Origin of the sequence: Xanthomonas nasturtii (assembly GCF_023337365.3) — a bacterium.
Lineage (GTDB): Bacteria > Pseudomonadota > Gammaproteobacteria > Xanthomonadales > Xanthomonadaceae > Xanthomonas > Xanthomonas nasturtii.
The window spans coordinates 2,847,848-2,860,538 of sequence record NZ_CP142084.2; the positions used below are offsets into that span (position 1 = coordinate 2,847,848).

Annotated in this window: 10 protein-coding genes, 1 tRNA gene, 1 other RNA gene and 2 pseudogenes; 10 read left to right on the plus strand and 4 right to left on the minus strand. The window is 65.4% G+C overall.

Annotated elements, in window-relative coordinates; translation table 11 throughout:
* Positions 1-166: 166 nt before the first annotated feature.
* The 4 genes from ftsY to M3O59_RS12390 all read left to right on the plus strand — a co-directional run bounded on the left by ftsY (position 167) and on the right by M3O59_RS12390 (position 3,992).
* The gene (ftsY, locus tag M3O59_RS12375; RefSeq protein ID WP_147308482.1) at positions 167-1,831 is read left to right on the plus strand and encodes a signal recognition particle-docking protein FtsY; all 1,665 of its coding nucleotides are present in this window, start codon (positions 167-169) and stop codon (positions 1,829-1,831) included.
* 509 nt (positions 1,832-2,340) lie between these two features.
* The gene (mutY, locus tag M3O59_RS12380) at positions 2,341-3,414 is read left to right on the plus strand and encodes an A/G-specific adenine glycosylase (protein WP_116905690.1); all 1,074 of its coding nucleotides are present in this window, start codon (positions 2,341-2,343) and stop codon (positions 3,412-3,414) included.
* An 87-nt stretch (positions 3,415-3,501) separates the two neighbouring features.
* A non-coding RNA gene (locus M3O59_RS12385) (sX9 sRNA) lies at positions 3,502-3,576 on the plus strand.
* A 137-nt stretch (positions 3,577-3,713) separates the two neighbouring features.
* A complete protein-coding gene (locus M3O59_RS12390; RefSeq protein ID WP_010363477.1) occupies positions 3,714-3,992 on the plus strand; it encodes an oxidative damage protection protein in 279 nt (92 codons plus the stop codon).
* 600 nt (positions 3,993-4,592) lie between these two features.
* Here the strand turns inward: M3O59_RS12390 and M3O59_RS12395 are convergent.
* Positions 4,593-6,215, minus strand: coding sequence for a hybrid sensor histidine kinase/response regulator (locus M3O59_RS12395; RefSeq protein WP_064630308.1), 1,623 nt, complete (start codon positions 6,213-6,215; stop codon positions 4,593-4,595).
* 485 nt (positions 6,216-6,700) lie between these two features.
* Between M3O59_RS12395 and M3O59_RS12400 the strand changes: the two genes are divergently transcribed.
* Complete coding sequence (locus M3O59_RS12400) at positions 6,701-7,357, plus strand: class I SAM-dependent methyltransferase (protein WP_064630306.1); 657 nt, start codon at positions 6,701-6,703, stop codon at positions 7,355-7,357.
* 37 nt (positions 7,358-7,394) lie between these two features.
* Here the strand turns inward: M3O59_RS12400 and M3O59_RS12405 are convergent.
* Positions 7,395-7,604, minus strand: a pseudogene (locus M3O59_RS12405) (hypothetical protein); the annotation flags it as partial.
* On the opposite strand from M3O59_RS12405, the pseudogene M3O59_RS21150 reads away from it, so the two are divergent.
* A pseudogene (locus M3O59_RS21150) lies at positions 7,593-7,679 on the plus strand (ethanolamine utilization protein); the annotation flags it as partial. The pseudogenes M3O59_RS12405 and M3O59_RS21150 sit on opposite strands and share 12 nt — an antisense overlap.
* Positions 7,680-7,835: 156 nt before the next feature.
* Here the strand turns inward: M3O59_RS21150 and M3O59_RS12410 are convergent.
* Entirely contained in the window at positions 7,836-8,111 is a 276-nt protein-coding gene (locus tag M3O59_RS12410; protein WP_064630304.1) for a hypothetical protein, read from the minus strand.
* Positions 8,112-8,356: 245 nt separating this feature from the next.
* Positions 8,357-8,432: transfer RNA gene (locus tag M3O59_RS12415), tRNA-Phe, on the minus strand.
* Positions 8,433-8,612: 180 nt separating this feature from the next.
* On the opposite strand from M3O59_RS12415, the gene M3O59_RS12420 reads away from it, so the two are divergent.
* The 4 genes from M3O59_RS12420 to M3O59_RS12435 all read left to right on the plus strand — a co-directional run bounded on the left by M3O59_RS12420 (position 8,613) and on the right by M3O59_RS12435 (position 12,582).
* Complete coding sequence (locus tag M3O59_RS12420; RefSeq protein ID WP_064630302.1) at positions 8,613-9,149, plus strand: lipocalin family protein; 537 nt, start codon at positions 8,613-8,615, stop codon at positions 9,147-9,149.
* Positions 9,150-9,263: 114 nt separating this feature from the next.
* Positions 9,264-9,740, plus strand: a complete 477-nt coding sequence (locus tag M3O59_RS12425) for an LEA/WHy family protein (RefSeq protein WP_064630300.1) — start codon at positions 9,264-9,266, stop codon at positions 9,738-9,740.
* A gap of 37 nt (positions 9,741-9,777) precedes the next feature.
* A complete protein-coding gene (locus M3O59_RS12430; RefSeq protein WP_116905689.1) occupies positions 9,778-11,571 on the plus strand; it encodes an acyl-CoA dehydrogenase C-terminal domain-containing protein in 1,794 nt (597 codons plus the stop codon).
* Positions 11,572-11,925: 354 nt separating this feature from the next.
* The gene (locus M3O59_RS12435; protein ID WP_116905688.1) at positions 11,926-12,582 is read left to right on the plus strand and encodes an HNH endonuclease; all 657 of its coding nucleotides are present in this window, start codon (positions 11,926-11,928) and stop codon (positions 12,580-12,582) included.
* Positions 12,583-12,691: the final 109 nt, after the last annotated feature.

The following is a 12,691-nucleotide window of genomic DNA, read 5'->3' on the forward strand; positions in this document are numbered from 1 at the left end:
CGAATTCGGCAGGATTTGCGGCGCGCTGGCGATCTGAGTTGAGCCGCCATGCAGGCCGCGCTGTGACGCAGGCGATGCGCCCGCGCAACCGTCTGCGCTGAAGGTGGCGTCAAGGCGATACGGGGCCCGGATGATAGAATTTCGGGTTTCCCCTACTGCGTTGCCAATGGCCAGCTTTTTTCGCCGCAACAAGCCAACCACGCCCGACAGCTCGCGTACCTCGCGCTACAGCCTGGAAGAACTGGCAGCCGCATTCCCCACTGCGCCGTCTGCCGCCACCCCGGTATCGCCGGTCGAGGCGATGCCGACCGCCGAGCCGAGCACGGGCACAGCCGCAGCTCCGGTCGCAGGCACCGCGCCTGTAGCGCCCACGCATAGCGAACCTGCTGCACCGGCAGCTGCAACAACATCGCCGCCAACCGCGGCAACGCCGGCCGACCAGCTTGCACAGGAGATCGCTGCACGCACTGGCCAGGCGCAGAGCATCGCTGCCGTTCCAAGCGCACCTGCGGCCCCGGCAACGCCTGCGCCTACCGCATTGCAGGCGCTGCCCGACCCGATTCCCGCTAGCGCGCCAGGCACGCCAGTCACCGTTGTGGTGCCGCCGGTGGTGGTACAGCCGCAGACCACGCCAACGCCGCCTGACGCGAAGCCTGCACAGCCGGTAACGCCGTCGCAAAGTGCGGCGCCTGCGGTGGTCGCCGCGCCGGGCACCGCGTCACCGGTCATCGCTCCGCCGGCGGCAACGCCGACACCTGCCACTGCTCCGGCTGTCGCAGCCCCAATCGCTGTGGCTTCGGTAAGCACTGCGCCGACCGTCACCGCACCAGCCATTGTCAGCGCGCCGCTGCCGTCCTCCCCGGACAGCGACAGCATCGTTGGCCAGCACGATGCGCTGCCAGCCGCGCCAGCAGGCAAACCCGGCTGGCGCGAGCGGCTGCGTAACAGCACCTTCGCGCGCAGCTTCGGTGGCCTGTTTTCGCGCAACCCCAAGCTCGACGACGATCTGCTGGATGAAATCGAAACCGCGCTGATCACCGCCGATGTCGGCATCGGCGCCACCACCGCGTTGGTCGAAGGCCTGCGCAAGCGCATGAAAGCGCGCGAATTCGTCGATGCGCAGGCGATGTTCAAGGCCTTGCGCGCCGATCTCATCGCGCTGCTGCAACCGGTCTCCAAGCCGCTGGTCATCGACCGCTCGCTCAAGCCGTTCGTGGTGCTCACCGTTGGCGTCAACGGCGTCGGCAAGACCACCACCATCGGCAAGCTGGCCAAGCGCTTCAAGGACGAAGGCAGCAGCCTGATGCTCGCCGCCGGCGACACCTTCCGCGCCGCCGCCGTGGCGCAGCTGCAGGCCTGGGGCGACCGCAACGGCGTGGCGGTCATTGCGCAGGGGCAGAACGCCGATGCCGCCTCGGTGGCGTTCGACGCGCTACAGGCCGCCAAGGCGCGCGGTACCGACGTATTGATCGCCGATACCGCCGGCCGCCTGCACACCCAGACCGGGCTGATGAACGAGCTGGGCAAGATCCGCCGCGTGCTCGGCAAGATCGACGCCGCCGCGCCGCACGAAGTGCTGATGGTCATCGACGGCACCACCGGGCAGAACGCCATCTCGCAGCTGCGCCAGTTCCATGCTGCGGTCGGCGTCACCGGCCTGGTCGTGACCAAGCTCGACGGCACCGCCAAGGGTGGCGTGGTGTTTGCGCTCGCGCGCGAGTTCAACATTCCGATCCGCTTTGCCGGCATCGGCGAACGCCCGGAAGACCTGCGCGTGTTCGACCCGGTGGCGTTCGTGGATGCCTTGTTGCCGGACGCATTGGGCGGTTGATTGACGGCCGGGACCGGGGACCCGGAAAGGCAACAGCCACGGCACAGGGCAAGTCGATGCTGGTGTAATGGATGCGCTGAATGAGCAACTGGTTGCCAATACGGCACGATGTCTTTTAAGCGCCGTTCGATCAGATGGCAATGTTCGGACATGCCCGGCTCGCTGCGATTGGTCAGCGAAAGGCGTCGCCGATCGAGCGGCCTTCCTCCGCTGTACACAGCGCCAGCGCTGCAGCCACATGCAGCGTTCGCACAGGAACTGCGCAACGAGAAAGCCGCTACACCGCATGAAGCGTGGCCAACGCTGCCTTTTGCGTCACTTGCCTGCAGTGACGGCAAGCACTGCGTAGGTGACAACCTGCAGCTGCGATCAAGGCACGGAGATCGCCTGGCAACGAGCGTGCGCTGCATCCTGCACCATCGCCCAGCCGGCGCAGATCACCGGCAAGGTATGTCATCGTCTGGCGGCTCAACCACACCCCCAGCCCCTTTTCCCAGCCAGCAGACGTCATGCCCGCCGATCACACCGCCCCTTCTTCCGACGCCTTCGTCGAGCGCCTGCTGCACTGGTTCGACGGCCACGGCCGCCACGACCTGCCCTGGCAGCATCCGCGCGCGCCATACCGGGTGTGGCTGTCGGAGATCATGCTGCAGCAGACCCAGGTTGCGGTGGTCATTCCGTATTTCCAAAAGTTCGTGGAAAGCTTCCCTGCACTGTCCGATCTGGCGGCGGCCGACAACGACACGGTGATGGCGCATTGGGCCGGGCTTGGCTACTACGCCCGAGCGCGCAACCTGCATGCCGCCGCCAAACACTGCGTCGCCCTGCACGGCGGCGAGTTGCCACGCGATTTCGATGCGCTGCTCGCGCTGCCGGGCATCGGCCGCAGCACCGCAGGCGCCATCCTGAGCCAGGCCTGGAACGATCCTTTCGCGATCATGGATGGCAACGTCAAACGCGTGCTCGCGCGCTTCCACGGCATCGCCGGCTATCCCGGCCTGCCGGTGGTCGAAAAGCAGTTATGGCAGCTGGCCACCACCCATGTCGCGCACGTCCCGGCCGGCCGTCTGGCCGACTACACCCAGGCGCAGATGGATTTCGGCGCAACGCTGTGCACACGCGCCAAACCTGCATGCGTGCTGTGCCCGCTGCAGGACGATTGCAGCGCACGCCGCGATGGCCTGGTCGAGGCATTGCCCACGCCCAAACCCGGCAAGCTACTGCCCGAACGCGAAGCCACCGCGCTGCTGCTGCAGAATGCAGACGGGCATCTCCTGCTGCAGCGTCGCCCACCGACCGGCATCTGGGCCTCGCTGTGGACGCTGCCGCAGGCCGAGACCGACAGCGGCATGCGCGCCTGGTTCGCAGCGCATATTGATGGCGACTACGAACGCGCCGACGAGATGCCGCTGATCGTGCACACCTTCAGCCATTACCGCCTGCATCTGCAGCCGCTGCGCCTGCGCAAGGTCGCGCTGCGGGCAGCGGTACGCGACAACGACGACCTGCGCTGGGTGGCACGTGCCGATCTTGGATCGCTGGGCCTGCCGGCGCCAATCCGCAAGTTGCTCGACGCGCTGTAACGCACTGGTCGAACAACTGCATGTTTGGAACAGATACCAGGACGACCGCGCCCACCGCCAGGCGCCCAGCCGATGCTCGAAATCGGTATGTACCGCTCGTACACTCCGATTCCCATGCGCCATCCACACCCACCTGACGGCTGCGCGTTACGTTGCATAGATGCCGCTTCGACGCATCGCGGCAACCGCAACTCGTACACTGCACTGGCGAACGCATCACCCCTTGCACCTGCGCGCCCTGCATGCCTTCCAAGGCGCAACTGCGCAGGTCACTCCACCCCGCATTAAAAGGAATCCACATGTCCCGCACCGTGTTCTGCCAGTACCAGCAAAGCGACGCCGAAGGCCTGGATTTCGTGCCGTATCCAGGCGAACTCGGCCAGCGCATCTTTGCGCAGATCGGCAAGACCGCCTGGCAGGCGTGGCTGGCGCATCAGACCATGCTCATCAACGAAAACCGGCTGTCACCGCGCGACCCCAAGCACCGCGCCTTCCTCGAAGCCGAGCTGCAGAAGTTTCTGTTCGAGCGCAATGCCGACAAGCCAGAGGGCTACGTGGCGCCGCTCGGCGAGGAATAGGTTGAGGGTGGGGATTCGGAATTAGGAATTGGCGGGCCGGCGCTGGGGATTGGTATGAGCGGTTGCAGCTGCCCGCTGCATGTCGTGCGTTTGAGGAAGTGGTTGCCAGGGTATGTAACGAGTGCGCGGTGCCCTCACCGCACCAGACAGTTGGCTGTTTGCTTCAGTGAAGAATGGAATCAGCGCAGCAGAGAGTTTGCCGGCTGTTTTATTGAAAGCTGTGCACACCGACCAACTCGACTGGTCATTGCCCGCTCACCGTCGCGAGACCTTGAGCGGCATGGATGCCGCGCCAGAGCTTACATGGACGTACTTGCAGCGTGTCCTGAGATGGTGGGCGGGCAAGGGCCATGCAGCAAACGCAAAGACGTCGAGGGCGCGGTGCCCTCACCGCTCGCGGGACACGCCGTGAATCCGTCCGTGGAGGCTCGGTGGCGGCATCCATGCCGCCAACGGTCCCGCAATCGGTAAGGACACCGCACCAGACAGTTGGCTGATGCCTTCATTGAAGAACGGAATCAGCGCACCAGACAGTTTCCTGGCTGTCTTATTGAAACCTGTGCGCACCGACCAGCTTGAAATGCGCTGCAGCGCAAGGTCTCAACCCACGCCGGTTGGTCCATCCAGCAGCATGCGGATGCGCTTCAGCAATTGCTTTTGCGTATAGGGCTTGTTGACCACGTCGAACTCGGCGCCGCCCACATCGGTGCGCTGGATGCTGGCGTCGGCGTAGCCGGTGGTGAGCAGGATCTTGATCTTCGGCAGCATGCGGCGCGCCTCGCGTGCGAGCACCACGCCATTCATGCCGCCGGGCATGATCAGGTCGGTGAACAGTGCGTCCACGTCGGGAGTCTTTTCCAGCATCTCGACCGCCTCGCGTCCGCTGGACGCAGACAGGATGCGGTAGCCTGCATTTTCCAGAAACATCCGTGCCACCACCGCCACGTCCTGCTTGTCTTCCACCACCAGGATGGTTTCGTTGCCGCCCTTGTCGATCGAACGGCTCTTGGCTGCCTGCAGCTCATTTTCGAATTCGCTGGATGCGGGGAAATACAGCCGCACCGTGGTGCCTTCGCCCACCTCGCTATAGATGCGCACGGTGCCGCCGGACTGTTTGACGAAGCCATACACCATCGACAGGCCCAGGCCGGTGCCCTGCCCTTCGTCCTTGGTGGTGAAGAACGGCTCCATCACCCGGCTCACCACCTCCGGCGGCATGCCCGAGCCGGTGTCGCTCACCGCAATACTGACGTAGCGGCCGGGCGCCAGTTGGTGATACATCGCCAGATCGTGGCTGGTGACCTCCACGTTCTGGGTCTGCACGGTGACTTCCTTGCGCTCGGCCTGCGCCATCGCGTCGCGTGCGTTGATCAACACATTCAACAGCGCCACTTCGGCCTGGGTGGTGTCGATCTGGCAATTCCATAGCCCGTCTTCCAGCGACTGCCGCAAGGTGATGCCGCCCCCCAATGCGCGCTCGGCCATGTTGTTCATGCCGGCCACCAGCCCATTGAGGTTGACCACTCGCCCGCGCAACTTCTGCTTGCGCGAAAACGCCAGCAATTGCTGGGTCAAGGTGGCCGCCTTCGCAGCCGCCGCAGCCGCATGCTCGGCACTGAAGGCAATGCGCTCGGCAGTGCCACCGCCGGCGCTGGCCATCATCTGAATCACCTCCAGATGCCCGGACATCACCTGCAGCAAATTATTGAAATCGTGCGCGATGCCGCCGGTCAGCTGGCCCAGCGCTTCCATCTTCTGCGCCTGGCGCAACGCATCTTCCGCATCGCGGCGCCGGCTCACATCCAGTTGCGAGCCGAAGAAATATACAAGGTTGCCCTTGTCGTCGAATACCGGCGAGACGAACAAGGCATTCCAGAACGACGAACCGTCCTTGCGGTAATTCAGCACCTCGGTGGCAAATTCGCTGCGGGTTTCGATCGATTCGCGCACATCGTCGATGCTGGCCGGGTCGGTCTCCGGCCCCTGCAGGAAGCGGCAGTTATTGCCGATGACTTCATCGGCCGAATAGCCGGTCATCTCCAGGAACGCGCGGTTGGCGAACACGATGGGGTTATCCGGAAGATGCGGGTCGGTCACCGTCATCGGCATGCGCGTGGTTTCCACCGCAGCAAAAAAGATGTCCGAGCGATGCTTCTCGACAGGCAGGCTGCGAGATTCGCTGATGTGAGGCGCCCGTAGCTCTCCGTGACCGGGATCGTTCAAGTGATATTCTCCGCGGGGCCATTCCCGTGGCCACAGTCTAGTTGGGCCCGGTGAGGCGACTCGTCACATCCATGAGCCTTTCCCGTACGGCAGCGGCCGCCATTGCAACCTGATGCAATCAGCAACCGCGGCCAAAGACGCGGAGAGCCTTCACTGGATGTGAGCGCTACCGTTGCGGTGACATCTGCATAGATGGCGACGTCCGAAAACATCCAGCTTTTCATCAACGACAGCTTGTCAGCCGACGGCAGGCGACCATCAGCGGGAATGCCGTCTTGCCCGCAACCTTGCAGCTGTGCGCCAACGCCGCTGGAATGCTTGCTGAAAGCCGCACACCCCGCGCAGGTGCAGCGTGCGTGCGCATGGTTTTGTCGTAGCATGCGCGGGCAACACGCAGCTCCTGCGCCTCGCGGTCGTTTCCGGCTGCGCCAGCGCGCGTTCTTTCCAGGCCAGCGCCGTTCGTCTGGCGACCATGCGATGTCACCATGCCGGGCTACCAGACCCAGATCCACGAGCTGACCTTCGGGCAGCTGACCTACGTCATTCGCGCGCTGGCGGATAAGCAGCAGTACGCCGACCCGGATCAGACCGCTGCCGAGGCGGGTATTTCGTCGGCGCAATGGAGTCTGTTCGGCCAGGTCTGGCCGGCCGGCCAGTTGCTGGCTGAGGCCATGGCCACGCGCCCCATCGAGGGCAAACGCATCCTCGAGCTGGGCTGCGGCCTGGGCCTGGCGAGCCTTGTATTGCGCCGACGCGGCGCCGATGTGGTCGCCAGCGACCACCACCCGCTGGCGGAGGTGTTCCTGGCCTACAACGCTGCGCTGAACGCGCTGGAATCGGTGCCGTATCGCCGGCTCGACTGGAATACCGGCGCGCCGAACATGGGCCAGTTCGACATGATCATCGCCAGCGACGTGCTCTACGAAACCCGCCACGCCGCCATGCTGGCCAAGCTGATCCCGGCGCTGGCCAAACCCGCCTGCGAGATCGTCATCAGCGACCCCGGCCGCGGCAACGCCAACGCGCTGTCGCGCATGCTGGCCGATATCGGCTTCTCATTGATCGCCGGCGAACGCCAGGCCTCGGCGCAGGTAGCCAAGGCGCCGCGCTTGTTCGTTTACCGGCGCAACATGGACAACTGAAGGCCGGCAGGCGGCTGATCGCGCAGCCACGCCATCGCGGCGAGGGTGCATTGGCAGACAGCAGGACCGGCTTGCGCGCGTCCGCAGCAATTTGCTTGTGCTCGCTCAGGCGCAGCGCATCGGCATCGGGCGTGTCCTGGGTCTTCAGTTCCCACGCTTGGATCACGCGCGTGTGAAGCACGAACGCGCGGCGGCTGCGGTCGTAGCGGAAGCTGATGTAGTCGGTCCAATGCTGGCCGCACCCGACGATTTCGATCGCGATTGCTACCGGATCCTGCGCAAGGGCCTGGAAACGCATCTGCACAACGTGGTGTTGCTGTAGGCCGTGCATACGCGTGAGCCGGGCTGTTTCGGCCGTTGCACCATCTGCACTGAGTCGTGGCTCGGCCGGAAGATCGCGCAGCTGTAGGCACGCCTGTTTGTTCTGTTCCACCACCACACAACACGCGCGTCGCGGTAGCCGAGAGCTTGCGTTTCCTTACCTGCCCCGTGGCTCGCAGCTGCGGTATTCCTTGGGGTCGAGAAACTCTGCCAGACAGGAGCCCACGCGCAGCGCCTGCTCGCGTGCATCGCCGCGGTATTCGCCCTGCCCTGCGCCCTCGATGGTGGCCACGGGCGCGGCGCGGTCGCGGTGGTAGACGAACGCGGTCGAGAGCCACAGCGTCGCGCCAGGGGCCTGGCTTTCCATTGTCTCCACGCGGAATTCACCGCAGTAGCCGTGGATCAGTGTGCGTCGGAGTGTCTTGTGCGTCATGCGTGCAGTATCGCCACGCGCATTTGAAGACCACGTGGAAATCGATTGCATCGTTCAACCGAAATGGCGTGCAGGTGCCCAGGCGTGCCTAACGACGCAGCAGCCTGCGTCCACGCCAGATCAAATCAGAGTTTCCGCCACGCAAACCGCCAAACGCAGAACGCGCCCAGTTGGCGCGCTTGAATGAAACGGAGAGCGGTGGATCCGGTGATAACCGGAAAGCCTTGCGAACGAAGGCTTGGAGATGGTGGCCGAGGACGGAATCGAACCGCCGACACGGGGATTTTCAATCCCCTGCTCTACCAACTGAGCTACTCGGCCACTTACCTGCAACACGATGCCTGCGTTGCGAGGACGCGCACTATAGCGAGCAGGCGCAGTTTGGGCAAGCGTTACGACCAATTTTGTTGCTGGCCGCGATCGGCGCGGTGTTTCTTGCACCGGTTCACGCCGCGCGGCCGGGTGCATGGCCTAGCCTGCGTGCGTCTACCGGAGATTGTCATGCACCTGCCCCGCCTGCTGTTGTCGTGCCTCGCCCTGCTGCCGCTGACAGCGTTCGCGCAGCAGCCGGTGCGTGCGGTGCCGCAGCTGGACGTCTCGCGCTATGCCGGCCAGTGGCATGAGATTGCGCACCTGCCGGTGTCGTTCCAGAAGAAGTGCCGCAGCGACATCACCGCCAGCTACACCTTGCGCGACGATGGGCTGATCGGCGTGCGCAATGGCTGCCGCACCGCCGATGGGAGCCTGAGCCAGGCCGATGGCGTGGCGCGTCCGGTCGCCGGCCAGCCCGGGCAACTGCAGGTGCGCTTCGCACCCGACTGGCTGAGCTGGCTGCCGCTGGTGTGGGCCGATTACTGGGTGATCGCACTCGACCCGGATTACCAGTGGGCAGTCGTGGGCGAGCCGGACCGCAACTACCTGTGGATCCTGTCGCGCTCGCCACGGATGCAGCGCGCGCAGTTGGAACGGCTCAAGGCGCAGGCCACCGAAATGGGCTACGACCTGTCGCCACTGATCGTGGCCGCGCCGTTGCTGTGAGCCCAGCCCTGGCTTCGCCGGCTGCTCCGCCCCGACGCGGCGCGCTCGCTCGGGGCAGCGACCGTACTGCGTAGTATTCTTGGCGCCGCCTCATTCCGCAAAGGACCCGAGTACATGCGTCGTGCCTATCGCCTTCTTCTTGTGTCGCTGGCCTGCGGGCTGCTGCTGAGCGCCTGCGGCGGCGCGGTCCGCCGCGTGTCCGAGCCCGCCGCCAGCATCCAGCAACTGACCGTACGTGCCGACGGCGCCTGGTCGGTGGATCTGCGCCTGCAGAACTACAGCAGCATCCCGATGCAGTTCGACCGCGTGGCGCTGGAAATCTCTGCTGGCGACCAGCTGGCCGGCAAACTCGATCAGGCGGTCGGCATGTCGATCGGCCCGGAAACCGCCGACGTGGTCACCGTGACACTGCAGCCCACCTCGCTGGGCCGCATCACCGTGGCCGACGTGCTGGCCGGTGGCCGCTCGTTCCCGTACACGCTCAAGGGCACCGTCTGGGCCACCCCGCAGGACAAGAAACAGCGCGATTTCAGTGTGGAGTCGCGCAATACGCTCAGCCCGGCCCCCGGCCTCAACGGCGTGCTGCGCTGACGCGCACGCCCTCCCGCACCCGCTTCAAGGATCCCGCATGAGCAGCTATACCGCACCGCTGACCGATTTCCGCTTCGCCCTGCACGACGTGCTCGGCGCACACGCCCTGTTCGCCCGGCTCGGCTACAGCGATGCCAGCACCGACATCATCGACGCCGTGCTTGAGGAGGCCGGCCGCTTCACCGCGCAGGTGCTGGCGCCGCTCAACAGCGTGGGCGACGAGATCGGTTGCGCGTTCGACAAGAGCACCCACGCGGTGACCACCCCACCGGGCTTCCGTGCCGCTTACGACCAGTTCGTGGAAGGCGGCTGGAACGGGCTCACCGCCGAGACGCAGTTCGGCGGACAGGGCATGCCGCATACGCTGGGCGTGCCGCTGAGCGAAATGATCAACGCCGCCAACCTGGCCTGGGGCAACTTCCCGCTGCTCTCGCACGGCGCGATGGAAGCGCTGCGCCAGCATGGCGAAACCTGGCAGCAGGAGGTCTTCCTCAAGCCGCTGATCGACGGCCGCTGGACCGGCACCATGTGTCTGACCGAACCGCACTGCGGCACCGACCTGGGCCTGCTCAAGACCCGCGCCGAACCCAACGCCGACGGCAGCTACGCCATCACCGGCACCAAGATCTTCATCACTGCCGGCGAGCACGACCTCACCGACAACATCGTGCATCTGGTGCTGGCCAAGCTGCCGGACGCCCCGGCCGGCGCCAAGGGCATCTCGCTGTTCGTCACCCCCAAGTTCAGGGTGGACCGCGACGGCAACGTGGGCGAGCGCAACGCGCTGCATTGCGGCTCCATCGAACACAAGATGGGCATCAAGGGCTCGGTGACCTGCGTGATGAACTTCGAAGGCGCGCAGGGCTACCTGGTCGGCCAGCCGCACAAGGGCCTGCAGGCCATGTTTACGATGATGAACACTGCGCGCCTGAGCGTGGGCCTGCAGGGCATCGGGCTGTCCGAGCGCGCCTACCAGAACGCCCTGCGCTACACCCGCGAGCGCCTGCAATCGCGGGCGCTCAGCGGCGCCAAGTTCCCCGACAAGCCGGCCGACCCGATCATCGTGCACCCGGACGTGCGCCGCATGCTGCTGACCATCAAGTCGCTGACCGAAGGCAGCCGCCTGCTGGCGCTGCACGCGGCTAGCCTGGTGGACGTGGCCCATCGCGGCGAAACCGAGCAGGAACGCGCCGATGCCGAAACGCTGGTGAGCTTTCTCACCCCGATCTCCAAGGCCTGCCAGACCGAGTGGTCGATCGAGAACACCTACCACGCGTTGCAGTGCTTCGGCGGCCACGGTTACATCCGCGAATACGGCATGGAGCAGCTGGCCCGCGATGCGCGCATCACCACCATCTACGAGGGCACCACCGGCATCCAGGCGCTGGACCTGATCGGCCGCAAGACCGCAGCCAGCCAGGCCGCCGGCCTGAAGCTGTTCCTGGCCGATGCGGAAACCTTCGCCAATGCGCAGGACGGCAACGCGGCGCTGGCCGAGTTCATCAAGCCGCTGCGCGACAAGTGCAGCGAATGGGCGATGCTGACCCGCGATGTGCTCGACCGCGCCGCGCGCAACCCGGACGAGCTGGGCGCGGCCAGCTACGAGTATCTGTTTTATTCCGGCTATGTGGTGCTGGCGTACTGGTGGGCGCGCAGCGTTGCGGCCGCCGATGCTTCCGCACACAGCGACGACTTCAAGCGCGCCAAGCGCGAGACCGCACGCTTCTACTTCGCCCGCATCCTGCCACGCACCTTGACCCATGCCGCCACCATCCGCAGCGGCGCTGCCCCGTTGATGACCCTGGAAGCGGAGCTGTTCGGCGAAGGCTGAGCGCCTTCATCGCGGCGGGCTGCCGCTGCCGTAGGAGCAGCCCTGGCCGCGACGAGGCGGTAGCGATCAACAAATCGTCGCGCCCGGGTGCGCCCTGCCCGTAAACATCGCGGGATTCTCAGCTGTCGTAGGAGCGGCCCTGGCCGCGACAGGGCGGTCTCGATCGGCAAGGCCCCGCGCCCAGGTGCGCTGCTGCGATTCACCTACGCCATCGATGCGTGCACAGAGTGATGCGGCAGCACGGCGGCATCGCAGCCACGTGCGTACTTGCCGAGCTCGTCGTTGCTCGATACGCGCCCGGCCGTTCGCTGCGATACACAAACTGTCAACGATCGGGTATAAGCTGTTTTCCCGATGGAGACAGACACGCACGTTCGTGATGTGATCGTCCCCGGAGGCAGCTCTGCCCCGGTTGCGGGCAACGCTGTCGCTGCGATCCAGCAACTTCCCACGCTTCGCCTGCTGTCGCTCGACGCACACGGCCGCGTGCTGGACTGGATCAACTGGCAAGACGCTGCCTGCCTGTACGCCCGCGATGCGGTGTCGTGGACGCTGGGCGAGCCCTGCATGCAGATCCATGGCGGCATCTCGCGGCTGACCGGCGAGCGCAGCACGCTGGAATTGCACCCCATCATCGCCGCACGCGGCCATGCCCGTTCGCGTGCGCTGGACCCGACCCCGACCCTGAGCAACACCGCCCTGTTCGCACGCGATTCGCAGTTGTGCATGTACTGCGGCCAGCATTTCAGCCGCCCGCATCTGACCCGCGATCACGTCATGCCAGTCTCCAAGGGCGGCCGCGACAGTTGGGAAAACGTGGTCACTGCCTGCTTCCAGTGCAATTCGCGCAAGGCCAACCGCACACCGCAACAGGCGCATATGCCGCTGCTGGCGGTGCCGTACAGGCCTAGCTGGATCGAGCATCTGATCCTGTCCAATCGCAATATCCTGTCCGACCAGATGGCCTTCCTGCGCGCACAGTTGCCCAAGCGCTCCAAGCTGTCGCTATGAGCCGACAAAGCCACCGATAGCGGCGGGCAGTGCCTGATGCGCTGCACGGTGGTCAGCAGCTCCAGCACCCCGGGTGAGGGCGCGGATATCCTGGATAGTTGAGCCCGGA

What these genes read in the sequence shown, in the direction of transcription:
- M3O59_RS12400 (WP_064630306.1), top strand. Translation starts at nt 6,701, where the DNA reads ATGCCGGGCTACCAGACCCAGATCCACGAGCTGACCTTCGGGCAGCTG.
- ftsY (WP_147308482.1), top strand. Translation starts at nt 167, where the DNA reads ATGGCCAGCTTTTTTCGCCGCAACAAGCCAACCACGCCCGACAGCTCG.
- M3O59_RS12410 (WP_064630304.1), bottom strand. Translation starts at nt 8,111, where the DNA reads ATGACGCACAAGACACTCCGACGCACACTGATCCACGGCTACTGCGGT.
- M3O59_RS12430 (WP_116905689.1), top strand. Translation starts at nt 9,778, where the DNA reads ATGAGCAGCTATACCGCACCGCTGACCGATTTCCGCTTCGCCCTGCAC.
- M3O59_RS12425 (WP_064630300.1), top strand. Translation starts at nt 9,264, where the DNA reads ATGCGTCGTGCCTATCGCCTTCTTCTTGTGTCGCTGGCCTGCGGGCTG.
- M3O59_RS12390 (WP_010363477.1), top strand. Translation starts at nt 3,714, where the DNA reads ATGTCCCGCACCGTGTTCTGCCAGTACCAGCAAAGCGACGCCGAAGGC.
- mutY (WP_116905690.1), top strand. Translation starts at nt 2,341, where the DNA reads ATGCCCGCCGATCACACCGCCCCTTCTTCCGACGCCTTCGTCGAGCGC.
- M3O59_RS12435 (WP_116905688.1), top strand. Translation starts at nt 11,926, where the DNA reads ATGGAGACAGACACGCACGTTCGTGATGTGATCGTCCCCGGAGGCAGC.
- M3O59_RS12420 (WP_064630302.1), top strand. Translation starts at nt 8,613, where the DNA reads ATGCACCTGCCCCGCCTGCTGTTGTCGTGCCTCGCCCTGCTGCCGCTG.